Genomic DNA, 24521 nt, shown 5'->3' on the forward strand with positions numbered 1-24521 from the left:
TACATTTGCTCGTTTGGCTTACTTATCATCCCCTTTATACCTTACACTTGAGATGTGGGGCGAATTACGATCTCATTCACATCAACGTCAACCGGCTGCTCAATCGCGTACGCAATGGCACGGGCAATCGCCTCCGGTGGCAACGCGAACTGGTCACGAGACTCTTCGAGCCGGGCCCTCACCTCCAGATTCGTCACACCTTCAGCGAAATTCGTCCGAACCAAACCGGGTGAAATGATCGTTACCCGCACCTTATCACCGGCTTCCTGTCGCAAACCCTCAGAGATGGCGCGGACAGCGAATTTCGTGGCAGAATAAACAGACTGGTGCGGTACAGTTTTATGTCCTGCTGTAGAAGCAATGTTGACGAAATGTCCGGAACCCAGCTTGCGAAAGACAGGCAGTGCTGCGGCGATGCCGTACAAAACACCTTTAATGTTGACGTCGATCATGTCCTCCCAATCCTCAACACGCAAGTCGTCAAGGGGAGAAATCGGCATCACGCCGGCGTTGTTCACGAGAACGTCAATCGTGCCGAATCGCTCACATGCCAAATGGATGAGCTTGGTTACATCCTCCCGCCGTCTGACGTCTGTGCTAGCATACACGACTTCACCGCCAACCTCCGCGATGCGGGCCGCAAGAGCTTCAAGGCGCTCAGGTCGCCGTGCCCCAAGTACGACTTTTGCCCCATGCTCAGCCAGTAAAAGTGTAGTTGCTTCACCAATCCCACTGCTTGCACCCGTAATGACAACAACTTTATCTTTGATTCCGGACAGGGTTGCATTCTGGATTAATCTCATTGCCGAATCCTTCTTTCATCTGGAAATTTGTCTTTCGCCTTGAATTATAAGAAATATCAAAATAAAGCAGATAGACGATTCATACGCGTTCCTTGCCTATTCCTGTCCGGTTTGAATTACAATATTCATATCAGATTAAATGAAAAAGGATTGGTGAATAAGTTTGAACCAACTCATTACGGAGTTAGCTAAGCAAATAGCACGGCATACGCCTAAGGATGGTTTACACCAAACAGCGATTCCAGAGCTTTGTTTCAGGCGCGCATCCACGGAGTCGAAACCGACGCATACCCTCAACATGCCCTCTCTTTACATAATTGCCCAAGGCTCTAAAACCGTCACGTTTGTTGGGGAAAGCCTCATGTGCGATTCGTCCAGTTATATGGTTGCATCCGTACATCTACCGGTGATTGGGAAAATCACTCATGCTTCTCCACAGTTGCCGTACCTAAGTTTACAATTAACACTTAGCCCTGATGTCATTATAGATATATGCACGAAATCTAGTTCGCAGAAAAAGGGAGACACGGGAAGGGGCATTTTGGTTAATCCGTCCACTTCCTTTCTGTTAGATGCGATTCTACGCCTCGTCAATCTTTTAGATTCACCCACGGATATCGAGATACTAGCTCCACTCTACATCCGGGAGATATTTTATCGTGTGCTGGAGGGAGAGCAAGGAGCGTTACTCAGGCAGTTCGCCGTGATCGGAAGCTATGCACAAGGTATTTCAAATGCAATACATGTAATCAATCGTGACTATTCTGAACAGCTAGTCATTGAAGAGTTAGCAAAAAAAGTGAACATGAACCCAACAACCTTTCACAAGCACTTCAAAAGAGTAACGGGAATGAGCCCCCTTCAGTATCAAAAGATCATTCGATTGCAGAGCGCACGTCGACTGATGCTCACGGAAGGGTACGATGCTGCAACGGCAGGATTTCAGGTCGGTTACGAAAGTCCTTCTCAGTTCAACCGAGAATACGCTCGCTTATTCGGACGCCCACCGATGAGAGATATCAGTCATCTACGTGACATAGAACTACCATCCCAGCTAATTTAGAAGTTTACCAACGTCAGGCAGATGAGTCAGCTGATGATGATGTCTTTTATCTGCCTCAAATAGAACATAAATAGCCCATCGCCCTGTAAATTGGAAGTAAAGAAGCACTGCCAGTACACTGTTAAGCTAACGGGCATCTCCACAATAAACATAGCTGCAATGGATTGATATGCGACCATCTTTTGACAAGAACAGTACATATAAACTGTGGAATAGCAGCATATTACAGTTGACCGATATCTAGAAGGGAACTATATGGCCATGGTTGACAAGTTAAAAAAATGGCTGTTTAAACAGCCTTCACGATCTAAAAATGGCAGCAGCCCTAAGCCAGCTAATGATGAAAAATTGACTGAGCTATCGGAGGAGCTGAGTGGCACGCTTAAGGACAACGTGACCATGCTGAAGCAGAAAATAGGACATAGCACGGATTTCATTCTTCGTTGTTTGAACGATAAACAGGGCAATCCGGTTCTCGCCGTAGGCTTTCTTCAAGGCCTGATTGATCAGCAAATTTTAACGACACTGCTGGAGGAACTTACTGCAGGTATTCGAAATGGGGATCTCTCTGATCGTAATGTTGAAAGTTGGTTGATGGATCGTATTCCTATTGGGGGCATCACTTGCCTTAAAAATGAGAAAGCACTTATCCATGCCGTTCTTTATGGACAGGTGGTTCTCCTTGTCGAAAGCAGCACCAAGGCCTTTGCTGCTTCTATGAGCGGGGGGGCTAAAAGAGCGGTTGAGGAGCCAACATCGCAGACAGTAATTCGCGGCCCTAAAGAGGGGTTTACAGAGGATATATCCACCAATATCGCACTCCTCCGGAGAAGGATCAAATCAACTGAACTCCACTTTGATTCTCGAATTATCGGATCATACACGCAGACGAAGGTATCAGTGGCATATATTCGAGGCATTGCAGATCCAGAAGTAGTTAAGGAAATCTCCAGACGATTAGATTCCATCAACACTGATAGTATTCTCGAAAGTGGATATATCGAGGAATTTATTCAAGATGGGGTATGGACACCCTTTCCAACCATATATAACACTGAGCGCCCGGATACTGTAGCAGGCAGCTTGCTTGAAGGATTAGTAGCGATATTGGTTGATGGGACTCCATTTGTACTGATTGCTCCCGTAGCTTTTTTTCGATTTATCGCCTCCAGTGAGGACTACTACCAACGTTATGATTTGGCATCTTTTCTTCGGATCGTTCGGATGTCATCCTTTTTCTTGGCATTGCTGTTACCCTCGTTCTTTATTGCAACAACTACATTTCACCAGGAAATGTTGCCTACAACACTGCTTATCACTCTGGCTGCGCAGAGAGAGAGTACACCATTGCCAGCTTTGCTTGAGGCATTGCTAATGGAACTGACCTTTGAGGTTATCCGCGAAGCAGGTGTACGAATGCCACGTGCCGTAGGACCTGCAATCTCTATTGTCGGGGCATTGGTTCTTGGACAAGCTGCTGTTCAGGCGGGATTGGTTTCCGCAGCTATGGTGATTGTGGTATCATTCACAGCCATCTGCAACTTTGTACTACCTGCGATCAATATGGCGGGGGCTGTTCGTCTGCTCAGATTTGGACTTATGCTGTTAGCGGGTTTATTTGGATTGTACGGCGTTTTGGCGGGAATGGTCCCCATCCTCGTTCGATTAGTATCTATAAATTCGTTCGGCATTCCTTATATGGTACCGATCGCACCTTTCTATAAGAGCAATATGAAAGACATGTTAGTGCGTGTACCTTGGTGGAAAATGAAGAAAAGACCGATAATGATTGGGGGTTCCAATCCAGTAAGGCAGACAACAGAGCAGGAATCATATGCAGAACAAGCGGGCGAACACGGCCGAGATCCCATGGCGTAAGGAGGAGCAGATATGTCCCAATTAGGCAGGTTTATTTTGGTCTTGATCGTATTATTCATTTTGGCAGGTTGCTGGAACCGAGTCGAACTGAATGAGCTATGGGTAACCGCAGCTACAGGAGTAGATATGATGGACGACGGACAGTGGATGGTTTCCTATCAGATTATTGTTCCCTCCGCCCTTGCAAGTGGAACCGGAGGAGGATCGGGAGCGACTTCTCAACCAGCATCCCATGTATTCTCTGTAAAGTCCAAAACCTATAATCAAGCGTTATCGTACAGCAATTTGGAAACATCCAGACGAATTTACGTAGCACATAATCGTGTTGTATATATCGGTAAGAGAGCGGCTGAGAAGGGAATGGACCGTTTAATCGATTTTTATCTTCGTAATACGGAAGCGAGGGAAATGGTATATATGATTGTTACGGACGGACTAGCATCCGATCTATTAAAGAAATTATCGCCACCTGAAAAACTTCAAGGCGCCGCCATGGCTGATTTGGTCGACAAAGAGAGCGATATTTTATCGTTGTTTCCAAAAGTTAGGGTTTATGATTTCGTATTAAGCATGAACTCGGATTCCAAATCTATTGGAGTACCGGTCGCCGAGTTGACCGGAGAAAGGGACTATCAGGACGAGAAGGAAGCAGAGAGTCTGGATGTCTTCAAAAAAACCTCGGTCCCACTCAAGCTGGCATTGACTAAATTGGCGATATTCCAAAAAGGAAAGCTTAAAGGGTTTCTCAACAAGGAAGAGAGTCTGGGTGTATCTTATCTGTCTCAAAAGGTTAACAACACCGAAATTTCGTTCCCATGCAACGAACAACCCGGTAGGGATATTTACTCTTCCCTACTAGTAAATTCTGCTAATGTAAAGCTTACACCCAGAAAAACCAGTTCTCATTACACTATGCAGGTTAGAGTGAAAATTAACGGGACTTTAAATGAAACTACATGCACTAAGGATATTTCCAAGACGAAGACCATACATGATCTGGAAGAAGAGATTGCAAAAGAAGTGACCAAAACGATAAATGAGGGCTGGACTAAACTTCAGGAATTTGGTGCAGACGCAACTGGTTTTGCTGACCGGATTCACCGGAGGTTCCCAAGGGAGTGGGAGACGGTGAAAAAAGACTGGGAGCAAGAATTCAAGAGGATAGAACTAGACATTCGAGTGGATGCACGGATTCAGCGTCCTGGCCTCCTACAGAAGCATATCGGAAGTCAAACCTAACCCATTTTGTATAAAGGGGCTTTGAAAGTATGAGTAAAACTGTCACCAAGGTATCCGGGTTAGCAATCGCTTTTTCCTTGTTTCAGGTAGGCAGTACAACATTATTCCTATTGGGAGCTACAGCCAAGCAGGATGCATGGCTGGCCATGCTGATCGGTGCGCTTGCAGGCTTCGTCCTGCTAATCATGTATTTATACATGCATAAGATTGACCCACACCGGGACTTATATGAGCTCCTATGCCATTATTGGGGAAAATGGATAGGTAGTCTGGGGGGACTTCTGTTCATCAGTTACTTTGCTTATGAAGCTTCCAGGAGTGTCAGGGACATTGGTGAGCTCGGCGCACTGACATTGCTGAACAGAACCCCTACCGAAGTTATTACGTTTATAGCGTTAATTGTCTGTGCCGATGTGGTGCGGTTTGGACCGAGGGTCTGGTTCCTTCTATGTCATATATTCCTCCTTCTGTTGATTTTTGGTTATGGAACTCTATTATTGCTTACTCCTTTTACAGGACTCATTCACTTTGAATTTTTGTTCCCTGTATTGGAGAACGGTTTAACTCCCGTATTGAAGGCTGCCATTCCCGAGATCGTGTCTTTTCCCTTCGGGCAGACGGTTCTTTTTCTTGTGCTATTCAAAATCATCACGGATAAACGTAAATTAAAGCGGTCGATCGTCATTGTTTACTGGATCACTGCTGTGTTCCTTATCGTTATGAATGAGCTATCAGTCCTGGTTCTAGGTCCAGAATGGGCGGCATCAAGCACCTATCCCTTGTTTGAGGTTACTCAACTAATTCAGCTTCCGAAAATCGTTGAGAGAGCTGATGTCCTGTTTACGATGATTCTATTTATTGGAATCGGAGTCAAAACGGCGGGTTTTATGTTTGGTGCTGTCATAGGGCTTCAAACGATAACCTCCTTAAGATATAAGCCTGCGTTACTGTTGCTAAGCATCATCATATATGCTCTTACGTTTCTCTCCCCTAGGTTAACCGAATTTTTGTGGTTCGGTCTTCATATAGTCTTGGTTCAAGTCTGGCCTATCTTTCAAATTGCTCTGCCTGTCCTCCTTTTCCTGACCATGCTAATTCGGAAGAAAAAGAGAAGGGCTTATAGTTAGTACCTATTTTTTCTTTTGGTTAATAAGCAGGTAAATAACCATATTATTGAAGCGCACCCCCTCGACTATTTATCTGATCTTTATGATTACTTTGTCTTAACCTGCCAATTCAATTAATCATAACAGACAGCTTATTTTGTATACATTATTTGTAATGCAGCATTGCTTTTAATTACACATTAATTCATCACTTCTGAGAATCATAAATTTGTACAAGGGGTACTGTACAATACACTGTCCTTAGATTGTTCAACAAAAATTCCCGCCGACCAGTTCAGGTTAGCGGGGATTTGCTTTGCTTACGTTTAAGCTCCTCCAATGGTAACCTGAGGCTGGATACTATGGTGGTTAAAGGCTTGATCTGGAACAGTTATAATAAACAACAAAAAGCTAGCCGCGATAATCAGCAGTACCGTTTTTTTTAACATTAGTCATCCATACCTTTTCAATAAGATTTTAAAAAACAGCTTTGGTTTAAGGAACTGTATGATTCCGAAAATGCAAAAATAGCCCCACCTTTACTAGACTAAAGGTTAGAAGAATGCTCGCTCCAACGAAAAAGCGCGACCTCCAAAAAGCTTGGAAGCCGCGCTGTGCTTGAGTTTTATAGAATGCTGGTGAAGGGAATTGAACCCCCGGCCTACGCATTACGAGTGCGTTGAAATAGAGTTTTGATGGGTTTTACAAAGCTCCTATAGCCTGTCCAACAATAAATAGGATTCCATCAGGTATTACAGATATCCGTATTTCGGTAGAAGATTTGGTAGAAGAAAATAATTGAGGCAACAAGTACAAGGCAGATGCCTTAATGGTCTCAAGTCCCTCCGTCTCCTGCAAGCAGGATGATCTTTTGATTGCGATCCCAGTCCTCCAGATGACAATATCCCGTAGTTTAGAATTATCCGCCCCCATAAAGTTAGGTATCTTGCTCTAAAGCAAGCACCTTTTATGTCCTCCGTGCACTTCCCCGTCTTTATCTCCAGCTCCTTAATAGCTGGCATCTTACGCAGCCTGCTGAAAGCTTGCAGACTGAACGGCTACGTTAAGCTAATGGGCAGGTTAGTTTAAAAACCTTCTTATATACTCTTTTTAAGGGTGGATCTTTTTCTGATGGGTTCGTTTCTCAGAAATACAAATTTCTTTGACGTTCTTGTTTACAAGGTTTTCTCGATTACAATGGATAATTTGTAGTTAGCGTAATTGTTTAACTCTAATAAAAATTGGTTTAACGCTTCATTACTTTGAAACCTACATTCAAGCAGATAGCATCCATCACCGCTTATTTTGTAATTATTTAGGATGTGTTCCTCTTTAGAATGAATGAATGAAAGAAATGGTTGATGGTGTGTATCTTTAATATAGATATTTAGAAATGCATAAGTAAAACATCCTAATTTTGCGTGATTAACTTTAATGTTGTATCCCTCTATAACTCCAGTATCCTCAAGTTTTTCTACCCGGGCTGCTGCTGCAGGTCCAGTTAGGTGCACTCTTTCCCCTAATTCTTTCATGGTAATTCGACTATTTTGACTCAGCTCTTCAATAATTCGTTTATCTGTTTGATCCAAATCAAACGCATCTCCTTTAAAAATAAAGTAAAAAGACCAATACACTTTATTTAATTTGTGTATTTGAAGGTTGCATCTAGTATAAACTTATCATTGTCAACAAACAAAATTAAAAAAACAGAAGGAGAATTATATATAAATATGCACATTCAACAAGTTCGAAATGCAACAATCATTGTTCACTATGCAGGTAAAAAGTTCCTAGTCGATCCATTACTTGCGGACAAAGGTCTGTATGATCCATTCCCGGCGGGGATCAGAGAGGATTTGAGAAATCCTATAATTGATTTGCCAATGTCCGTTTACGACATCATTAAGGATGTCGATGCTGTTATTCTGACTCATTTGCATCTAGATCACTACGATGATATAGCAAAAGCAGTGCTTCCAAAAGGCACTAAAGTTTTTGTACAAAACGAAGAAGATGCTAAACAAGTTGAAAGTGACGGTTTTCAACAAGTAGAAGTACTTGCTGAAGATACGCTTTTTGAAGGTATTCAGTTAATTAAAACAAAAGGAGAGCACGGCAGAGGGAAAGATTTATTAAAAATGGTGGGTCAGGTATGTGGTGTTGTCTTCAAACATGCCAACGAGAAGACGTTATACCTAGCCGGAGATACAGTATGGTATGAAGGTGTCGAAAAAGAAATCATTTCCCACACTCCTGAGATTATCGTGTTGAACGCTGGAAATAATATTTGGCATGATTTGGGCTCACTTATAATGGGCAAAGAAGATGTTTACGAGGTGCATAAGGCGGCTCCTAACGCCAAAATTATCTCAGTCCATATGGAAGCAGTTAATCATTGGACATTATCTAGAAAAGAACTAAAAAGCTTTGGAGAAGAAAAGGGATTCACCTCTAATTTATTAGTTCCCGAAGACGGCGAATCGTACACTTTTTAATGTGCACTGCGAAAGGTAGGAATATGAGTCGCATTGGAGATTGTGTTGTTCAAATAAAATGAGACCTTCATATGGGTCTCATTTTATTATGAATTTTTATAACAAATTATTTATTCCTTTAATGCAGAATATTAGCTCACTTGCATATCAAGTATTTACCAAAATCTACAGACAGGAGAATATGCTGTGAACCAAACGAATCCTAAACTGTGGACGAAAAACTTTATTATTCTTTCGTCTGTCAATTTCATTATGACATTAATTTTCTTTTTATTAAACGCGACAATCACTCTTTATGCAATTAATGAATTTGATGCATCAACCGGCCAAGCTGGTATCGTCGCAGGTATTTTTATTATCGGTTCATTATTAGGGCGTTTGTTTACAGGACGTCTTATACATTCCAAAAAAATCTTGATGACCAGCTTGTTTTTATTAATTTTAACAACATTACTTTATTCCGTTCATCTTAATGTTAACTTTCTCATATTAAATCGGCTTTTAAACGGTATCACAGTGGGTATTATATCTACAATTGTGAGTACGGTTGTTGTATTTAGCCTTCCTGCACCACGAAAAGGTGAAGGGATAAGTTATTTTGCAATTAGTACGGCCTTGGCCACAGGAATCGGTCCATTTATTGGTTTAGTTTTGAGTCAAAACTCAAACTTTGAAATGATTTTTTCTTTAAGTCTATTGCTTGGAATTTTTAGCTTAGTAATCGCATTTTTTCTGAAGTTTCCCGCAACGTACAAGACTGAGAAGAACAATAAAAAGGGAATAAAAATCTCTGACTTTGTTGAGCCAAAAGTTATGCCGATAGCAATTATTATTTTTTTCATGACTTTTTGTTTTTCCGGCATAGTTTCATATTTAAATATTTATGCTTTGGAGTTAGGGTTAATAGACACAGCAAGTTTCTTCTTTATGGTATATACTGTTTTTGTCTTAATATCACGACCTTTTACAGGACGAATAATGGACAAAAAAGGTGCTAACATTATCATATATCCGGCTCTTATTATATATGGAGTAGGGATGCTTCTTTTAAGCTCAGTTAACAGTAGCTTTACATTGTTATTGGTAGGAGCATTAGTTGCTCTGGGATTTGGTAATATTTCTTCCATAACTCAAGCCATAGCCATCAATTTAGCTGAACCTCACCGAGTTGGCTTAGCAACTGCGACGTTCTTTATATTCTATGATCTAGGGAACGGATTTGGCCCATCTATTATCGGTTTGATAATTCCAGCTACAGGATATAGTGGTTTGTATGTAATACTCGGATTAATTGTATTAGCTACACTTTTTCTATATTACATGTTGTATGGAAAGAAAGAAGGTAAAATTCAAAATCAAGTGGTAAACTAAAGAGCACTTAAAGAGAGGATCCTGAGAATTTGAACTGTGACCTGTAAGAGATAGACATCTATATATTTTTTTTCATATCAAAGCGATTGGCATAAGTACAAAATCTTCTTAAAAAATAGAGCGAGGAGAAATTTATGACTGTAGTATTAAAAAGAGTTAATAACGAGAATATTGATGAGATAAAAAAAATCTATGATGATTCGTTTCCTAAAGAAGAGATGGTCCCATATAATAAATTGGTAGAGATAAGCAATGATACCGACCATTTGTTTTATGGAATATATGATGATTACACGCTGGTAGGAATGAATTATCTAATCGTAAAAAACGATATGCTTTACATATTGTATTTGGCAATTAGTAAAGCATATCAAAATAAAGGGTACGGGAAAGCAGTTGTTAATGAGATAATAAATAAATACTCTAACTATCGGATTTGCCTGAATATTGAAGAAGTTAACCCTAAATTTCTTAATAATAATCAAAGAATTAAAAGGAAAAGTTTTTATCAACTCTTAGGTTTTGAGTCTCAGGATTACTTGTTTTCAAATTATGAAGGCGTAACTTTCGAAACGATGTCAATAAATGGGGATGTATCCTATAAAGAAATTCATGCGTTATTCGATTATTTTAAAATGCTAAGATAGACTGAGAATAACACGGACGGGTAGCAAGAAAAATTATCAAAAGAACGGTATCTAACTGTAAATATGTTGATGGCGTGTGCATATTGGGGTAAAAGCTAATATACACACTTTACTATATTTTCTTGATGTCATGATGAAGAAAAAAGTCAGATCATTAAACTAACGGGAAACGTTAGTTTAATGAAACAGCGACAATCTAGGGCTTTATTTTCCCGTCTAGCCTACCGTTGTTTCTTTTATTGTAGTTATCAAAACTTTATTTTCATCGAACATTTAAAAAAGTGGATTCATAGAACCTTGAATGTTCGTCTGTAAACAATTTTTCAACTAAAAGGCTCTGCCGGCCCATTAAGGTTAGCAGAGCTTTTATATTTATTTAGAGTATTCACTTACTTCAAACATGAGAATACGATCATATAGCATATAATCCTTTCGGCTGCTGAACGGCCCTTTATTATTGTCATGTTTATTAATTGCATAGGATGCCGATCCAGAACCAGCCTGTTTGCCTTCGTACCATGCAATAAAGTCGTTAACCTCTTTCATACTCAAATCAAATTCCTTCTCCAATCCTGTTGTCATAGTGACCACCAATATTGCACGATCTCCAGTAGTTGGCTCTGGGTCAGGTTGACTGCCTCCTCCTTGTGGCATTGCAGAGGCCTCATTTGAGTAATCAGAATCAGCACCATTCACCTTAGCACACACAACAAAGTAGTATTTTTTTCCGTTAGTCAGACCTGGAATGATGAAGTTTCCATAGGCATCTTTTGTTGCTGTGGCAGTTTCAGTGTATTTGCCGGATTCTGTTCCGTATTTGACCGTATAGCTCTCGGCATCATTCACCAAATCCCAATTCAATTTAACCTGGCTATCTCCACCTATAGCCTCTAAATTTATAGGAACGTTCTGTCCTATCAACCTTCCATCTTCATTAATGTCAATTGCATCGACATAAAATTCATTGGCTTCCTTATTCGTTATAATTACATGGTGAATAGAATCAGTTAATCCTGTTTTCTCAAAGTTCAATGTCTGATATAGCACTCCACTTGTATACATAGACATTTGTTCTTTGACACCGTCGATTGAGACTTCCATGTTCTTAGATGCTCCACTGTAAAGAACCCCTATAAGCCTCATCTTGTTTCCATGAAATTTAAACTCTATTGAATTCCCAGTTCCATTAGCAACTTTGATAGTATTTCCGTAATATAAGCTATTATTAGAATAGCTAGACCAGTTCCCATTATATTTAAGTGTAGTTTCTGTATCATCATACCTTTGCCATCCTTTCTCTGGTTCAGTAAGCCTTTGTCCCACGGATGCCGCATATAAATTTGAATTTAAAAGTATGCCTGTTGTAAATAAAAAAACTCCGAATAAAACACTTATTTTTTTGATGAACTTCATCTTCACAAAATTTCCCCCTAAGTAATCTGTTGAATAGATACTAAGGTAATATATTCCTAAGAACTTGTCTAAACATAAATTCGAATATATAGACATTAATGTTTAGACATTCCTTTTTTATTCTTATATTCTTATAAAACAAATAACACAAAGGGGAATATATATGAAAAAACTATCAACACTATTTTTATTATCTATAATACTTTTATTTAGTTTTAATCAAGGTGTTTATGCCGCAACAGTAGGTGATCCCCTTACTTCTCCAGAGGAAGGTTGGAATCGGTACGATGACACCGACTCCACTATTCAATATGAAGGTAATGGGTGGTTTAAATCTACAAACGGAACCTTTTATAATGGCTCTGAGACATTAACTAATGACAATAATGAAAAATTCATTAAATTTAATTTCACAGGAACAAAAATAAGACTCATTACTACCGTATCTATTTGGAAAACTCAAAATTATACCCTGACACTTGATGGAGTCGAATATCCTTATACACAGTACAATAAAAAAAGTGCTTTTCAAGCTATTTCGTTTGAAAAAACGGGCTTGCCACAAGGAGAACACACATTAATAATTAAAACTAATGGTGCTATTGGAATGGATGCATTTGATATTGATGGGATATTGAAAACTTATAACCCAGATATAAAAACTACTCCTGATCAAGATACACCTAAGGATATCGGCCGAGCTATTTTAGTAGTCACTATGGATACTGGTCTTGAAAAAGAGTTCGACCTGAGTATGAAAGAAGTTAACGATTTTATTGCCTGGTATGAGGCTAAACAAGCAGGTACAGGTACAGCTTCCTACGCAATCAATAAACATAAGAATAACATAGGTCCTTTTAGCAGTCGCAATGACTATGTAATATTCAATAAAATACTCACATTTGAAGTAAGTGAGTATTCAACTAAATAAACAACAAAGGACTCCATACTGGTTACATACCAGCGGAGTCCTTTTTCACATCTACTCTAATTTCAAATTGATTCCGTATGTAATAAGCTCCTGCAATTTTTACCGAATCAGGCGAAAACTTTTCTATAGTGCCACCATAGTCTACAACCGACACCATATCCTCTCTCAACGACTGAACAACATATACTCTTACCTAGCTTAATGCAGCAGCAAATAGTTCTATATCCGATTTTAACACTTTATATGTATGGTTCATGCTGATCACCTCAGGATAGGTACTTGATGGATTGTGTAGAAACCCCTTCAATGTATAAACCCGCCGACCACTTAAGGTTAGCGGGTATTTGCTTTACTTACGTTTAAGCACCGCCAACTTGGTCAAACAATTGTACGAATTGGCTATGGTTATTCGACTGAACAGGCACAGTAGCAATAAATAAAAAACTAGCTGCAATGATTAACAGTACCGTTTTTTAACATTGTCTAACCATGCATTCTATAAAGAGGGCATGAATATTAATAGTAAAATAATCTATCTCTTTGCCCTACGCTAACTAAACTTTCATACTTTATAAAAGTTCTAACGTCAGCAAATTGTTTAAACTGCTCAAACAATCTTATACATCTAATGAAAAAGGATTCTTTGTTATTGGCTAATGATTTAGATAACACGTCTAGGAGGAATTTGAAGCCATAAGAGTAATTGCCTCTGTTCAAGTAGTATTTAGCAAGTTCATATTTAAAACGTGTTGTCTGCTCTGGTACTACCTGATAAGTATATATATCCGATGATGGCTGTTGTACAAAAGAATCAATAACCATATCAAATCTTTTAAGTATATCATTTATATCTAACTTATATCGGTTAGCAGCAAACATTACGTTCAACAGTTTAGTAACCATTTCATTATCGACCTTTGAGGCAGCAATGTATTCTACATAATCCGAAAGTACACTTATATCCCCAGACAGGAGTGTATTAACATAAATATTGCATTCTGCCCAGTTTTGGAACAAGCCAATCCAGTGTTGGGTGGTCTCGTCCGTCTCTTCGACCCAACCTAAATCAGCGTAGGCATATGTATATTGTAGAGCTTGTTGATAATCGTCTTGGGCTTCACATACACTTGCACACAACAAGTCAGCATAGGAAATATATACAAACAACGGGCGACTTAGCTTATTGACAGACTCATCCCGCTCTCGACTCCGTTGTTCATGTTTCATTGAATATTGGATTTCTGCCTTGGCTCTCATTTTCCTCGCCATTTCGTCAACCTTGTCCCATTTACGCAAAGACCTGTATACATTAGCCAAATCCTTCAACGCATCAAGCTGGTCACTTTCATCCAGCCGTTCGACAAAAGCTTCAAACACCGCTGCCGCCCTAATGTTACGACTTTGATCGTCTCCAATTTGAATCGTGAATATGCGATATTGACAGACTGCCAAACGTTCAGAATGTTGATATTTCTCCGCTTCAGCTACCCCCTCATAGAGCAGCAATGCAGCCGCATTTCTTCCCTGCGACAACAATTCTTCTGCAATTTCAAATAACTTGGGTGAATACAGCAGATTGTCCATGATGGCTCCCACCACTCGACGAATCACATCCAACTTGTCCAATTCTGCACAGCGATACAAAAATGGCTCGATTCGCCTCATATTCGGAGGATGGTCGACGATGTAATTTTCCACGAACAAGTCGTAAAAGTGACCTTCAGGCAAACCCATAGCCTCAGTAATGAGGTCAAGCTGGTTAACTGACATAGACTTATTCCCTGTTACAATAGCACTTATTATTCCCCTATTCATGCCTGCAATTTGTCCAAATTGCGCTATGTTCAAACCCTCTTGCTGTAGATATCTGTCTAATTCTGCTCGAATCGTAGGTGTATGCTTCATGTCATAGCCACCCCTCGCATAGAAATTCCAGTATTTTATAATCATTTACTATTTTTGTCCAGTAATTAACAGTTGTCAATATCTTTTTTGCGAATCATGTAGAAAGGCTACGTTTGTCATAAGGGTACTCCTGTAAACAAAAAAACACCCCACCAGCTTAGCCAGTAGGGTGTTACCGATCATTTAGATTTCAGAACGATGCTTCCATATATGTTGTTATCAGTATTGACAAAAATATTCAAACACTACATTGCTTTAATACATCATCACTGATTAAGCAGTGTTCTAAACATTTTTTTTCTAGTTCTTCTAAATCACTATCCCAGATTCCCTTATTGACCATATGTTTCTTGATATCATAGTAATTTTCATCACTAAACAGAGCATAAGAGCATGTAGCACTATACTCTGATTCTGATTGGCAAGAATTTAATAGGTTATGCACCTTACATATCAGTTCATTCTGATCATCAATTGCCTGAGTTCCATTTGTCTTCTCAATCCATTTCACCAGTATATCCAAGGTTTCAGACACTTGATTACCTATTTTGAATCTAGGCAACATAAGACGTTCAGAATCATTTAACTGTAAAATCCGAACAGTCCTTTTTCCAATTTCGTCCTTGCTGAAAAAACGATAATTTTTGATAAATAAGTGCTGACGTGGTTCATCGATTGTAGGATTTATGATTGGTTCGTGTTTCGTATCGTGATCTCTCTTTAAACCGTTACATCGTTTGCATATTGGTAGAAGATTAAACCAATCTACAACTTCATATGGGTATAAAGACTTGGGATGAAAATGTTCTACCTCAATATATTTACTTTCTTCTCCCAGCTTGCATTCACAAAAAATACATTTATCATGACTCATAGTTAATAATGCTTTTTTAATATAATCTTGGTTCCAAACATTTTTTTTAGTTTTCAAATATTCTTCGGTTAGTTCTTTTACTTTTTCACTAGTCATTTGATGTGGAGGAAAAGTTCTTGTAATTTTTATCATAGCTCACCCTAAAGAACCCAATTGGAGTTCATATACCTTCCTCATCGGACTTCGTGGATGTAACATTTTATTTAAAACGTCGAATAATTCTCTTGCTTGCTCAACATCTTCATTATCCAAAGCATGTTCAAATTTATTTTTAATCTCAATATATTTATTCGATCTTGTCTCCTTTAAGCCCATAACATCTTCTAATATTTCTTCTACTGTCCACCCTTTAAAACCATACTCAGACTTAAATAGATCTAGTTCAATCACTTCTCCCTCTTCATCAATGCCAAGAGCAATAAGTTCTTCTGAATTTGCTTCCTGAATCATATGTGGACTATGAGTAGTAATAATAATTTGTGCATTAGTGAACGTAGTTCTAAGCGCATCAACAAAAGGACCTTGCCAATAAGGATGCAAATGAGCATCTGCTTCATCAATTAGAATGATACCATCAAAATCCGAAACTTTAACTTTGGGTGTCATATTGAATTCAATTTCTTTAATTAAACCTAATAAAATAAATAGGGTTGATTTGAATCCAGAGGATAAATATTCAAAATAAATCCTCCCTCTTGACGTGTCTACCATTGTATCTAGTGTCGAATGGTCAATATGAGAATAGGTTACACTGGGATCTAGTAATGAGAAACATTTCTTCGCTAAAACCAAGTTAAATAACTCTGCTTCGGAAAGGTTTCCCTGAGGTTCAAATAGAACTCTATTACTAAACCAGGTTTTTATTGAATGTGGGCTCATACCATTAACAACATATTGTTGGTAATTATTTATGTTTCTTTCCTCATCAGCACGTATTCCATCAATTTTCTGATATTCAAAGTGTCTCTGATCTTTTATATAGATTACTTTCAATACTTTTTCATGAAAAAGTAAGCTGTAATTCTTGTTTGAATCAGAAGGTGAAAATGAATTTGTGTCGAAGACACTTTCTCTCCCATCAATGTTTACTTTCCATATCCCCTTATCGGTTCTCGCATTACGTTTCAACTTTCCAGAACTCGAAAAACTGAAAGCATGAACTATACATTCGAGAATTGTACTCTTTCCTACGCCATTCATTCCACAAATCATATTTAATTTATCATTAAATGAAACATTAAGGTCTTTTATACCACCTATATTTTGAATAGTTACTGAATCAACTTTCATTGAATAATCTCCCCCCTTATTCAAGAGGATTATACCACAATATTCCACGCATTTATTCTAAATTATAAGTTTTGAGTAGTTCGCTCTTAGATATGCTCTTACACTGGTTTATCCACTCTTTATTAGTATCTTTTTCCATTGGACCAATAAGTGCTATATCACCATTTGAACTAACTGCATAAAAAACTCTTCTTTCCCCAGTTTTTTTGTGAGTAATAACAACGTTTGGGACTGAGTAAGGAACAATCAATTTTTCTAATTTGCTCAAATTTATCGCCTCCACTAATTAAAGTATATTTATTGGGACATAAAAAATGACAAGTCCAATAAGAATGGACTTGTCATACTACAATTCTAATTGAGTTTAGAACATTTATAGTGGGCTTTCGGGATGATTTTAGCATGAACTTGAGATGATTTAAGGAAGTTCCATAGCAATTCCTGTACCAGTAGCGCTTAATCCCCTTGCCTTATACACATAAACCAGCAAACATGTATTATTGCGGATCTTCCGTGGTCGTTGAACTAGCCGATTTACCGTCCACATAAGCCTCGCCCATAATGTAGGTAATCACTGCACCGAATGCACCGATCACGCCAGTCACTTGAATAACCGTGTCGTTACTGGCTCCAAATGCAGTAAGCAAGCTTGTCAGCAAAGCAGCCAATAACGCCCAAAACTTACGGCTGGATAATTTTCGTTTCCAGTCTGTCATTATGCAACGTCTCCCTTCTTGAATACTCCAGCTCGGTCAAGCAATGTGATCATACGGTAAAAGTCGTAGCTACCGTCATTTGCCGTGTCCAGAACTCCTGCAGCTTTAGCATTAATACACGCTTGCTCGGCCCACGCTGGAACCTTTGTAAGTTTGTTTGCAGATTCGAGCGCGATCACACGTTTTTGTAGTGCATTAAACGCTGTTTTTTCTTCTGCTGTCATTTCCTCATCCTCCATATTCATTTTGTTCAATCTGGACAACACAGCATTAAGCTGCGCCTGACTTGGTCGTTTACCTGCCCGAAAGTCTGCTGTAGACAAGCTAAAGACCATCTGTAGGTGGGGCATGTCCTTGAATGTACGCCAGTCTCCCCCCCACTCAAGCCCAAGTTTCTTTGCTTCTTCGACCACCTCCGACCAGTCAGGAAGGGAGTCCTTATCATCGTCTTTCAATGTGTCCCAGGACACCGTACGACCGTCACGCAACAGCAGCGCGAAATCGGCCGCAAACCCAAAGTTATGATTGCTATATCCGCCCCTGGCTTTTGTTACTTTGGGACGCTTATCTCCATTCCGTCCCTGGGCATAGAGCGCGTCCTGTTCCGCATACGTTCGCAAGCCTTGGGTTATCACAATCCAAACACCACGGACATAGCAACGCTCAATTAATTTTTCCACTACAATTTTAAAAACTGGATTCAGCCCGACAAGTCGATTAAGAGACTTTTTTTGTATCTGTTCCAGTGTCAGCACCTTTGTCATCTCCTTTCTCTTTCAATTGTTGTAAGAAGTTTTTGAGCTTGAACGGCAATGGGATTCCCATTGCTCCCCAGTTCTCGGCCAAGGAAAGTCCTTCACGGCCAGCGTAGAAGTAAATAGCCGCCGTTCGGAAGATCGGTGCGCCTGGTTGCAGCCAATTGTCCAATTGTGCGGACAATCCCACCACCGTCAAAACCGTAGCCTTTCGAATGCCTCCCCAAAACATCACATCGCTGTCCATTTTTTTGTTTTTAATAGCCGCGGCAACTCCAAAAATATAATCCAATACCATCATCGTAAGCAGCACCTGAAGCGGCTTGTCCCACCCACCCAAAAATGTAACAATCAGACCAGTCAGCGCCGCCACTCCCCCTGCCGCCGCCTCCTTTTCCGATGTCCCGACGATTGCGGTCCATACGGTGCTGCCAAACATTTTTATTTGGCTCACTACCTTTTCCCCCTTAAAAAATAAAGCCTCCAACCACTCCAGGGGCATAAAAAATAGCGCATCCGATTGGATACGCCGCTTACTCTTCTTGTTCTGTTGTTTGTTCGGCTGCTAGAGTTGTTGGAGCTGCTGGAGCCGCCTGTGAAGGCTCATTAATGCCCAAGTCTGCTTTAACCAAGTCTCGCAATCCTACTGGTACATCCTCAATTTCACGGCGGCCAGCAAGGATAAGATGTACAAGTGTCGTCGCAAAAGCTTTTTTAATCTGCTCATTCATGATTTTTTCACCTCCCCTCATGAACTGCGTGAGAACAAAAAGTAGAACCCGCTCCCGGATTCTATTTAGCATCGGTCTGTGACATAACTAGCTGAATAAGCCCGGCTATGGCTTCTTTATTGTCCAAATCAGCCAGTTTAAGCTCCGCTACCTGATCCGTAAGAGGTTTCGTAGGGGGTGAGTCACTGCCACTCTTAGACGGGTATGTGAATTCCATTGTCTTAGTATCTGGATTCACTCTGTAACTGGTCGCGTGGTAGAAGTCTTCAGTATACTTATCAAACTCAAGTTTGAGGACGTCTACCTGTTCAGGATCATACCCCTTTAACAACGGATAAAAGCCCATATCATCCTCTTTAGTGGTCTCACGTGCTGACTCTGATTCGACTTGGGAAGTCATAAAAATAACCTCACCGCTTGATTTTCTCCAGTAAACCTTTGGCCCAATTTTCATATAAACCACCCTTTCTATTATTCAAATGCCCACCATTCAAAAGCTTTTAAAATAGCAAGCGACCCCCCACCGCCAGTTCGCAGCGATCCACTTGATACATTCACGACGAAACCACCGTTTTGTGGCGTTAGGTAAGGAGAATTAATCCGATTGTTGAAACTTCCGTCTTCCAGAGCTTGTCTTCCAAACGATCTTACATCGTATACTGTTCCGCTTAAATAAATCCTGTTGGATGTATCACGCAATTCCACTCTAAAAAATATCCCGTTAGGAGAAAAACCTAAACCTGATGCCGCCAGGGATAAATCTGCACCACTACTAATACCGATGGATGTAGCGCTCTGCCCATTGAACGTACCGCTCGCGAATCGTTTTACAGGTGCATTTGTGATTGCTGCTGCTATCTGATCGCTGCTCATGTCAGAACTGGCGCCTCCAAATTTGCCGTTGATCGCGCCTACGATTTTATTTTTAAGATCAACGGCATGCGTAAAAGCTTGGTCTGCCCGGCTGTATGCTTCATTGGCTCGATCATATGCCGTCTTGACCGCGATCGGCGCAGCTGCCTGATCTGTAGAAGTGCTGCTTACCGATGTATTAATCTGCACAATTCCGCGCGCCTGTGTTGATGCGGAAGGCAGATCCGATGCAGGATGCGTATGCGCCTTGGGTGCTGCATACTGCTCTGTATACTTCTTGGCGTTGCCCTCTGCTGCATTCCATGTTGCTTGCTTTGCTGCCGTAACATGCAGGTCTGTATTAGAGACGTGATTGTCCAGTGCTGCCTTGGACGCAATGTCATTACCGGCTGGATCGTTTTTAATGTTTTCAATCTGTGCAGCCAACGCCTGGTCGTTTTCATAAAGCGTATCAATCGGTACATTCAGAACGTCTGCATGTCCTTGGTCTGTGGTAACAAAACGCCTTGGTTGCTTTATTGGCATGATCTATCCCTCCTTATCAGTAGATATTATCGATCTCAAAAATAAACTCCATATCTGCATCCTTGATTTTATAGGTCATGGTGCGAACAGCAGTTAGCTTGCCCGCCGAATCAACCAACGCCAGCTCATTGATCGTTTTCCCGGCCAGCTCGTTTTCTGCAAGCGAGCAGACATAACAAATAGTTGCAGGGGCTATAAATTCGTAACTGGTGATATCTTTTTGGAGCAGCTCCACTTTTAAGGCCTGCTCAGTACCATCCAAAGGCAGCGGTTTTCCCTCTGCATCCACGCCACCGCTGCCAAATGCCATTTTGGCCACCTTCGTTAGTGTACCGCCTTCGGCTCGCGCTCGGGCCATCTGCTCTCTGGCGTAGGCGGTTGTTACCGTTAATACTTGTTCAGCCATTGTTACCTCCTATACAGTTTCTATTTTTTCGGTAGAGCTGAGTAATCGGCTTCCATCGAGCGCAACACTGCCATTCAGCAACCAATAATTCTGCCGGACCTTTACATTGCCTTCCTGTCGATTCTCTATTGGATGCCGGGTCTTCAGTTCCAACCTATTCTGATATCGTTGGCGCTCACCAGTCCATCCAGACAAGGACGCAGCACCGTTTAATAGCTCCACTCCGTCCAGATACCAAGGACGACCACCAAAAAAACGAACACGCGAACGGAAATGTATGCGGGAATGGATCTGATGTGCATGATGAAATTCAATGTGAATTGAGGGCAAAGCCTTATTGATGTGGACAGGCCGAATGTACTCAAAGTCTTCCATCAGGCTTTTAATAACCAAATCCGATTCGACTGAGTAAACAAAACGAATTTGCTTAGCGAGAAAATCCTCTTGTACGTCCAACAGATTGCCATACTTGTTGCCGATCAGCCGTAACGTAGGAAGCGTAAATGGCCGCTTGGCCCAACGTTTGCGACGTATCGCGTCACGGCGCTGCTCCAGTGTCCCAATCTGCTCCTGTCGGAAATATATCCACTCCCATATCGGTAGCGCCCAGGTAGCCCGTTGTAAGATAAACTGATTGTCCAAATCGTCAATTGACTTTTCACGCTCATCCACCACCAACTCCATAACACCAAAATGCCGCTCGGCCATGTCGATCTCATACATGAGCGGCGGCAACATCTGCCTATAACGAAGAGGGATCATGTCAGGGTCACCTCAATTTGTAATACGGACGTTACTGGAATCTCAACGTCTTTAGTCGTTCCATTAAGCGTGAGATTTTCATAATCCTCCACGCCCTTGACCAACAAAGCAGCACCTACGTAATTAAAGACAAGCTTTGTACGGCCAAGAGCATAATCAGCAATGCGCTTTCTGATTGGTTCAATCAGCTCAGGAAGCGGAAGAACAGTATTTAGTTTCGCAGCTACTTGCAGCGTGAACACCGGAGCAGGATACACTTCAAGATCGTGACCGCCAATCCGCTTGGTTTCCCACATATCCGCCTTAACCTTAGCAGCAAAATCTTTTGTGACTGGTTTACCCTGTAGATCAGTCAGATACAAGTCTATGGAATACATCATTACGAGCCTTCTCAACATCCACAGCACCACCGACACCCTCCAGTTCCTTCGCCCATGCCTCATAGTCCTTACGACGTCCACTGCCTTCCTCAGTAAACGCACGATCAAGTATTCGCAATCGGTACGTATCATCGTCCTCACCCGCTTTACGGGCCATTCCATCCGACCACCCGTGACCATCCAGAAATTCGCCATCTGCCCAAATGGGGAAGCCCTGAAGGAAAGCATACGTTAACAGTTCCTGCTGTTCGGAATATTCCATAGCTATCGGGTACCACAGATCATAGAAATATTCTCCCGGATCAGTAGGAGGCGGGGGCAAGCCTTTTTCCTGCGCCAATGTAATCGCACGGTTAACCCATCGGCGGTAGACTTCCTCGGGGGTTTCCTCCAAAATTGCCATCGGTGGCAGTGTCGGCAGATCCGTTAATTTCACATTCACAGTTCAATCGCCTCCTTCAGCTCCGCTTCTCCGGCTAAGCCAGTTAATTTAATTTTCAAGTACATGTTCTGGCTGTCCCGTTCCATAGACAGCACCTCTGCTTGAGAGATTTCCGTATGAGCTGCCAAAGCTTCCTCAATGTCGCGTTTTATTTCAACGTCCTCCCAATTGGCCCATTCAGATCGTTCGACACCGATATCAGCGTCATACACCACATATTGAAATCGCTCTGTATTGAGGATTTTGAGCGCTGTCTGCACTAAATATTCAGCATAGGTGGCTGTCTTCTTGGGACGTCCATCATCTGTGGTGGCCATCTTCCTTGTACGGTAATCAACAATTACATACGTCCACTTGGTTTCGGACGCTACCATCTCTGTCAGCTCTACTTCGTCCACTTCGGAAAGGTCCAAATCAGGGAACAGACTTTCCTCGTCAGCCATTGCCGCTCACATCCTTCCCATGGATGTAGTAGCGCTGTCCACTCAGCCTGGAGACAATCAGCCGATCTCCGACCTGCAAAGGGCTTGGAATAACCAGCTTGCCACGTAACGAGCTGCGTGGGGTCTGCTTGTATGGCTCCCCTGTTTCGTAAACCACACCGTTAGCCAATACGCCTGTAACGCTGCCTTTGGTTTCATTGCCCTCCAGATATTCAGCAGCTATGAAATCCGCTTTAACTTCCCGATCCAACAAATACTCAGCAAACACCAGTTTATCCGCTGGATAGGGACTAAGGTCACCATCCACCTCTATTGACGGACTACCTGGCCAACTTAGAAACATAGCCCTTTCGGTGTCCCGTGCGTCGATTTTTTCTTTGGTTTGATCTTTTAGAAGCTTGAGCGCTTCATTCAGCACGCCTATTCCCTCCTTTCCAATTCCAGCGTTACGGTATATGTTCCATTCTTGTAGCTGCTATCAGCCGTGACGACAATCCATTTTGAAGTATGATCGGTCTTAGTCAGGACAAGCCAACCGGAACGCAAGCCGGATAACGTATGGTCCGTGTGCCGAACTGTAATTTTCTTGATCTGTTTGGCAGCGGACAATACCTTCAGCCGCTGCACAGCGATGGTCTCCGGCTTTTCATCCTCACCAACCTCGATGATCTCTTCCATTCGGCCCATTGCCTTAACTGCACCCGCTGCCGTTTTAGTAACAGCAGAAGCGATCTTATCATCCTTCCATTTCTGCGCGGTTATGACTGTATAAGTTTCCTCGATGCTGTATCCTGCCGTGCTGGAGGTCATCTGTTCGGGTACAAAAATAGGAACCTTGGTATTGGTCCCTTCGCGCATCACCTGCAGATAAAAGCTCTTTTCCGTCCTAACAAGGTCTATATAATAACGGTAGCCGCTACGCTCATATGCCTTTTGCAATACGTCGAGGATAATTTCCGAATGGGCCATCGTTCCATAACGCTCGTCCAAATTAAAGCCGAGAGCAGGACAGCGAAAGTCAATGCCCGTGCTCTTGATGTATCGTTGCAACTCCGCTCCAGCCTCGCCTTTAAGGTATGGCCTCGTCCCCTTGTTCTTGCTCAAATACCAGCCGATCTCCCGCGCCTCAATTTCCCAAGCGTTTGTAAATTCGTCCTGCTCGTATTTAATAATAGGTCCGTGAAAAAATTGGTTTTTGTGATGATAAAGAGCACCACCGACCTTTTGCGAAAAGCACATCAGCATACCAGCTACCTTTATATTGCTCGCATTGCGAAGTCGTACCGTAGCGCTGCGGGCAATCTCATCACGGCCAGAAGACCAGGACACTTCCTCGATGCCCTCCGTCAGCATCTGCCGGGCGTTCTCCTTGCCATATACAGCCGCAAAGTCGTCCATAATACATCACTTCCCTTTAGCCTTGTAAACCTTGTCTGATATTCGCTTTTTGGAACTGGTATAGTCAAAAGCGCC

28 protein-coding genes, 1 tRNA gene and 1 pseudogene are annotated in these 24521 nt (G+C 41.5%); 8 read left to right on the forward strand and 22 right to left on the reverse strand.

Annotation, left to right across the window (positions count from 1 at the left end; all coding sequences use genetic code 11):
• Nucleotides 1-41: 41 nt before the first annotated feature.
• Nucleotides 42-803 carry an SDR family oxidoreductase gene (locus ACU1JV_RS22655; RefSeq protein ID WP_013369149.1) on the reverse strand — a complete coding sequence of 254 codons (762 nt, stop codon included), beginning with the start codon at nucleotides 801-803 and terminating at the stop codon, nucleotides 42-44.
• 163 nt (nucleotides 804-966) lie between these two features.
• On the opposite strand from ACU1JV_RS22655, the gene ACU1JV_RS22660 reads away from it, so the two are divergent.
• From ACU1JV_RS22660 to ACU1JV_RS22675, 4 genes are all read left to right on the forward strand, one after another.
• Nucleotides 967-1866 (forward strand): AraC family transcriptional regulator, encoded by a 900-nt coding sequence (locus ACU1JV_RS22660; protein ID WP_413987438.1) that lies wholly within the window; start codon nucleotides 967-969, stop codon nucleotides 1864-1866.
• A gap of 261 nt (nucleotides 1867-2127) precedes the next feature.
• A complete protein-coding gene (locus ACU1JV_RS22665) occupies nucleotides 2128-3744 on the forward strand; it encodes a spore germination protein (RefSeq protein ID WP_413987535.1) in 1617 nt (538 codons plus the stop codon).
• Between the two features lie 12 nt (nucleotides 3745-3756).
• Nucleotides 3757-4983 carry a Ger(x)C family spore germination protein gene (locus ACU1JV_RS22670; protein WP_413987437.1) on the forward strand — a complete coding sequence of 409 codons (1227 nt, stop codon included), beginning with the start codon at nucleotides 3757-3759 and terminating at the stop codon, nucleotides 4981-4983.
• A gap of 29 nt (nucleotides 4984-5012) precedes the next feature.
• Nucleotides 5013-6110, forward strand: a complete 1098-nt coding sequence (locus ACU1JV_RS22675) for a GerAB/ArcD/ProY family transporter (protein WP_413987436.1) — start codon at nucleotides 5013-5015, stop codon at nucleotides 6108-6110.
• Nucleotides 6111-6722: 612 nt separating this feature from the next.
• On the opposite strand, the gene ACU1JV_RS22680 is transcribed toward ACU1JV_RS22675, so the two are convergent.
• Both ACU1JV_RS22680 and ACU1JV_RS22685 read right to left on the reverse strand, forming a co-directional pair.
• Nucleotides 6723-6809: transfer RNA gene (locus ACU1JV_RS22680), tRNA-Thr, on the reverse strand.
• A 455-nt stretch (nucleotides 6810-7264) separates the two neighbouring features.
• Nucleotides 7265-7678 (reverse strand): Lrp/AsnC family transcriptional regulator, encoded by a 414-nt coding sequence (locus tag ACU1JV_RS22685; protein ID WP_081317887.1) that lies wholly within the window; start codon nucleotides 7676-7678, stop codon nucleotides 7265-7267.
• Nucleotides 7679-7819: 141 nt separating this feature from the next.
• Between ACU1JV_RS22685 and ACU1JV_RS22690 the strand changes: the two genes are divergently transcribed.
• From ACU1JV_RS22690 to ACU1JV_RS22700, 3 genes are all read left to right on the forward strand, one after another.
• On the forward strand, nucleotides 7820-8584 hold the full coding sequence (locus ACU1JV_RS22690) for an MBL fold metallo-hydrolase (RefSeq protein WP_058830614.1): 765 nt from the start codon (nucleotides 7820-7822) through the stop codon (nucleotides 8582-8584).
• A 186-nt stretch (nucleotides 8585-8770) separates the two neighbouring features.
• The gene (locus ACU1JV_RS22695; protein WP_413987435.1) at nucleotides 8771-9955 is read left to right on the forward strand and encodes an MFS transporter; all 1185 of its coding nucleotides are present in this window, start codon (nucleotides 8771-8773) and stop codon (nucleotides 9953-9955) included.
• Nucleotides 9956-10089: 134 nt separating this feature from the next.
• The gene (locus ACU1JV_RS22700; RefSeq protein WP_413987434.1) at nucleotides 10090-10602 is read left to right on the forward strand and encodes a GNAT family N-acetyltransferase; all 513 of its coding nucleotides are present in this window, start codon (nucleotides 10090-10092) and stop codon (nucleotides 10600-10602) included.
• A 372-nt stretch (nucleotides 10603-10974) separates the two neighbouring features.
• Here the strand turns inward: ACU1JV_RS22700 and ACU1JV_RS22705 are convergent, their stop codons facing one another.
• Nucleotides 10975-12021 (reverse strand): fibronectin type III domain-containing protein, encoded by a 1047-nt coding sequence (locus tag ACU1JV_RS22705; protein WP_413987433.1) that lies wholly within the window; start codon nucleotides 12019-12021, stop codon nucleotides 10975-10977.
• A 157-nt stretch (nucleotides 12022-12178) separates the two neighbouring features.
• Between ACU1JV_RS22705 and ACU1JV_RS22710 the strand changes: the two genes are divergently transcribed.
• A complete protein-coding gene (locus tag ACU1JV_RS22710) occupies nucleotides 12179-12946 on the forward strand; it encodes a hypothetical protein (RefSeq protein ID WP_058830618.1) in 768 nt (255 codons plus the stop codon).
• Nucleotides 12947-12968: 22 nt separating this feature from the next.
• On the opposite strand, the pseudogene ACU1JV_RS22715 reads toward ACU1JV_RS22710, so the two are convergent.
• From ACU1JV_RS22715 to ACU1JV_RS22800, 18 genes and pseudogenes are all read right to left on the reverse strand, one after another.
• A pseudogene (locus ACU1JV_RS22715) lies at nucleotides 12969-13202 on the reverse strand (hypothetical protein).
• A 260-nt stretch (nucleotides 13203-13462) separates the two neighbouring features.
• Nucleotides 13463-14851, reverse strand: coding sequence for a transcriptional regulator (locus ACU1JV_RS22720; protein WP_413987432.1), 1389 nt, complete (start codon nucleotides 14849-14851; stop codon nucleotides 13463-13465).
• A gap of 238 nt (nucleotides 14852-15089) precedes the next feature.
• Nucleotides 15090-15857, reverse strand: a complete 768-nt coding sequence (locus ACU1JV_RS22725) for an HNH endonuclease (RefSeq protein WP_413987431.1) — start codon at nucleotides 15855-15857, stop codon at nucleotides 15090-15092.
• A 3-nt stretch (nucleotides 15858-15860) separates the two neighbouring features.
• Entirely contained in the window at nucleotides 15861-17015 is a 1155-nt protein-coding gene (locus ACU1JV_RS22730) for an AAA family ATPase (RefSeq protein WP_058830621.1), read from the reverse strand.
• A 52-nt stretch (nucleotides 17016-17067) separates the two neighbouring features.
• Nucleotides 17068-17283 (reverse strand): hypothetical protein, encoded by a 216-nt coding sequence (locus tag ACU1JV_RS22735; RefSeq protein WP_058830622.1) that lies wholly within the window; start codon nucleotides 17281-17283, stop codon nucleotides 17068-17070.
• A 229-nt stretch (nucleotides 17284-17512) separates the two neighbouring features.
• A complete protein-coding gene (locus tag ACU1JV_RS22740; RefSeq protein ID WP_413987430.1) occupies nucleotides 17513-17731 on the reverse strand; it encodes a hypothetical protein in 219 nt (72 codons plus the stop codon).
• Nucleotides 17731-18495, reverse strand: coding sequence for a M15 family metallopeptidase (locus ACU1JV_RS22745; protein ID WP_058830624.1), 765 nt, complete (start codon nucleotides 18493-18495; stop codon nucleotides 17731-17733). Before ACU1JV_RS22745 ends, ACU1JV_RS22740 begins: the two co-directional genes overlap by 1 nt.
• A complete protein-coding gene (locus ACU1JV_RS22750) occupies nucleotides 18449-18940 on the reverse strand; it encodes a phage holin family protein (RefSeq protein ID WP_058830767.1) in 492 nt (163 codons plus the stop codon). Before ACU1JV_RS22750 ends, ACU1JV_RS22745 begins: the two co-directional genes overlap by 47 nt.
• Before the next feature lie 79 nt (nucleotides 18941-19019).
• The gene (locus ACU1JV_RS22755) at nucleotides 19020-19217 is read right to left on the reverse strand and encodes a CD1375 family protein (protein ID WP_058830625.1); all 198 of its coding nucleotides are present in this window, start codon (nucleotides 19215-19217) and stop codon (nucleotides 19020-19022) included.
• A 61-nt stretch (nucleotides 19218-19278) separates the two neighbouring features.
• Entirely contained in the window at nucleotides 19279-19671 is a 393-nt protein-coding gene (locus ACU1JV_RS22760; RefSeq protein ID WP_058830626.1) for a hypothetical protein, read from the reverse strand.
• A gap of 17 nt (nucleotides 19672-19688) precedes the next feature.
• Nucleotides 19689-20615, reverse strand: coding sequence for a phage tail protein (locus ACU1JV_RS22765; protein WP_413987429.1), 927 nt, complete (start codon nucleotides 20613-20615; stop codon nucleotides 19689-19691).
• A gap of 16 nt (nucleotides 20616-20631) precedes the next feature.
• Nucleotides 20632-21021 carry a phage tail-collar fiber domain-containing protein gene (locus tag ACU1JV_RS22770; RefSeq protein ID WP_413987428.1) on the reverse strand — a complete coding sequence of 130 codons (390 nt, stop codon included), beginning with the start codon at nucleotides 21019-21021 and terminating at the stop codon, nucleotides 20632-20634.
• 9 nt (nucleotides 21022-21030) lie between these two features.
• Nucleotides 21031-21783 carry a putative phage tail protein gene (locus ACU1JV_RS22775; protein ID WP_058830628.1) on the reverse strand — a complete coding sequence of 251 codons (753 nt, stop codon included), beginning with the start codon at nucleotides 21781-21783 and terminating at the stop codon, nucleotides 21031-21033.
• On the reverse strand, nucleotides 21780-22163 hold the full coding sequence (locus ACU1JV_RS22780; protein ID WP_413987427.1) for a hypothetical protein: 384 nt from the start codon (nucleotides 22161-22163) through the stop codon (nucleotides 21780-21782). The genes ACU1JV_RS22775 and ACU1JV_RS22780 overlap by 4 nt, the downstream gene beginning before the upstream one ends.
• A complete protein-coding gene (locus ACU1JV_RS22785) occupies nucleotides 22132-22605 on the reverse strand; it encodes a baseplate J/gp47 family protein (protein WP_413987426.1) in 474 nt (157 codons plus the stop codon). The genes ACU1JV_RS22780 and ACU1JV_RS22785 overlap by 32 nt, the downstream gene beginning before the upstream one ends.
• Entirely contained in the window at nucleotides 22602-23048 is a 447-nt protein-coding gene (locus ACU1JV_RS22790; RefSeq protein ID WP_413987425.1) for a DUF2634 domain-containing protein, read from the reverse strand. Before ACU1JV_RS22790 ends, ACU1JV_RS22785 begins: the two co-directional genes overlap by 4 nt.
• The gene (locus ACU1JV_RS22795) at nucleotides 23041-23466 is read right to left on the reverse strand and encodes a hypothetical protein (RefSeq protein ID WP_058830630.1); all 426 of its coding nucleotides are present in this window, start codon (nucleotides 23464-23466) and stop codon (nucleotides 23041-23043) included. Before ACU1JV_RS22795 ends, ACU1JV_RS22790 begins: the two co-directional genes overlap by 8 nt.
• Nucleotides 23467-23468: 2 nt before the next feature.
• Nucleotides 23469-24446, reverse strand: a complete 978-nt coding sequence (locus tag ACU1JV_RS22800) for a hypothetical protein (RefSeq protein WP_058830631.1) — start codon at nucleotides 24444-24446, stop codon at nucleotides 23469-23471.
• Between the last annotated feature and the right edge of the window lie 75 nt (nucleotides 24447-24521).

Source organism: Paenibacillus sp. T2-29 (genome assembly GCF_052921365.1).

Bases quoted from the DNA above. Each gene is read 5' to 3' on its own strand.
- ACU1JV_RS22720 (WP_413987432.1), bottom strand. From the start codon at position 14,851: ATGAAGCATACACCTACGATTCGAGCAGAATTAGACAGATATCTACAG.
- ACU1JV_RS22740 (WP_413987430.1), bottom strand. From the start codon at position 17,731: ATGACAGACTGGAAACGAAAATTATCCAGCCGTAAGTTTTGGGCGTTA.
- ACU1JV_RS22710 (WP_058830618.1), top strand. From the start codon at position 12,179: ATGAAAAAACTATCAACACTATTTTTATTATCTATAATACTTTTATTT.
- ACU1JV_RS22790 (WP_413987425.1), bottom strand. From the start codon at position 23,048: ATGGCTGACGAGGAAAGTCTGTTCCCTGATTTGGACCTTTCCGAAGTG.
- ACU1JV_RS22725 (WP_413987431.1), bottom strand. From the start codon at position 15,857: ATGATAAAAATTACAAGAACTTTTCCTCCACATCAAATGACTAGTGAA.
- ACU1JV_RS22745 (WP_058830624.1), bottom strand. From the start codon at position 18,495: ATGACAAAGGTGCTGACACTGGAACAGATACAAAAAAAGTCTCTTAAT.
- ACU1JV_RS22770 (WP_413987428.1), bottom strand. From the start codon at position 21,021: ATGGCTGAACAAGTATTAACGGTAACAACCGCCTACGCCAGAGAGCAG.
- ACU1JV_RS22780 (WP_413987427.1), bottom strand. From the start codon at position 22,163: ATGATGTATTCCATAGACTTGTATCTGACTGATCTACAGGGTAAACCA.
- ACU1JV_RS22800 (WP_058830631.1), bottom strand. From the start codon at position 24,446: ATGGACGACTTTGCGGCTGTATATGGCAAGGAGAACGCCCGGCAGATG.
- ACU1JV_RS22665 (WP_413987535.1), top strand. From the start codon at position 2,128: ATGGTTGACAAGTTAAAAAAATGGCTGTTTAAACAGCCTTCACGATCT.
- ACU1JV_RS22775 (WP_058830628.1), bottom strand. From the start codon at position 21,783: ATGATCCCTCTTCGTTATAGGCAGATGTTGCCGCCGCTCATGTATGAG.
- ACU1JV_RS22675 (WP_413987436.1), top strand. From the start codon at position 5,013: ATGAGTAAAACTGTCACCAAGGTATCCGGGTTAGCAATCGCTTTTTCC.
- ACU1JV_RS22670 (WP_413987437.1), top strand. From the start codon at position 3,757: ATGTCCCAATTAGGCAGGTTTATTTTGGTCTTGATCGTATTATTCATT.
- ACU1JV_RS22730 (WP_058830621.1), bottom strand. From the start codon at position 17,015: ATGAAAGTTGATTCAGTAACTATTCAAAATATAGGTGGTATAAAAGAC.
- ACU1JV_RS22700 (WP_413987434.1), top strand. From the start codon at position 10,090: ATGACTGTAGTATTAAAAAGAGTTAATAACGAGAATATTGATGAGATA.
- ACU1JV_RS22760 (WP_058830626.1), bottom strand. From the start codon at position 19,671: ATGAAAATTGGGCCAAAGGTTTACTGGAGAAAATCAAGCGGTGAGGTT.
- ACU1JV_RS22765 (WP_413987429.1), bottom strand. From the start codon at position 20,615: ATGCCAATAAAGCAACCAAGGCGTTTTGTTACCACAGACCAAGGACAT.
- ACU1JV_RS22755 (WP_058830625.1), bottom strand. From the start codon at position 19,217: ATGAATGAGCAGATTAAAAAAGCTTTTGCGACGACACTTGTACATCTT.
- ACU1JV_RS22655 (WP_013369149.1), bottom strand. From the start codon at position 803: ATGAGATTAATCCAGAATGCAACCCTGTCCGGAATCAAAGATAAAGTT.
- ACU1JV_RS22690 (WP_058830614.1), top strand. From the start codon at position 7,820: ATGCACATTCAACAAGTTCGAAATGCAACAATCATTGTTCACTATGCA.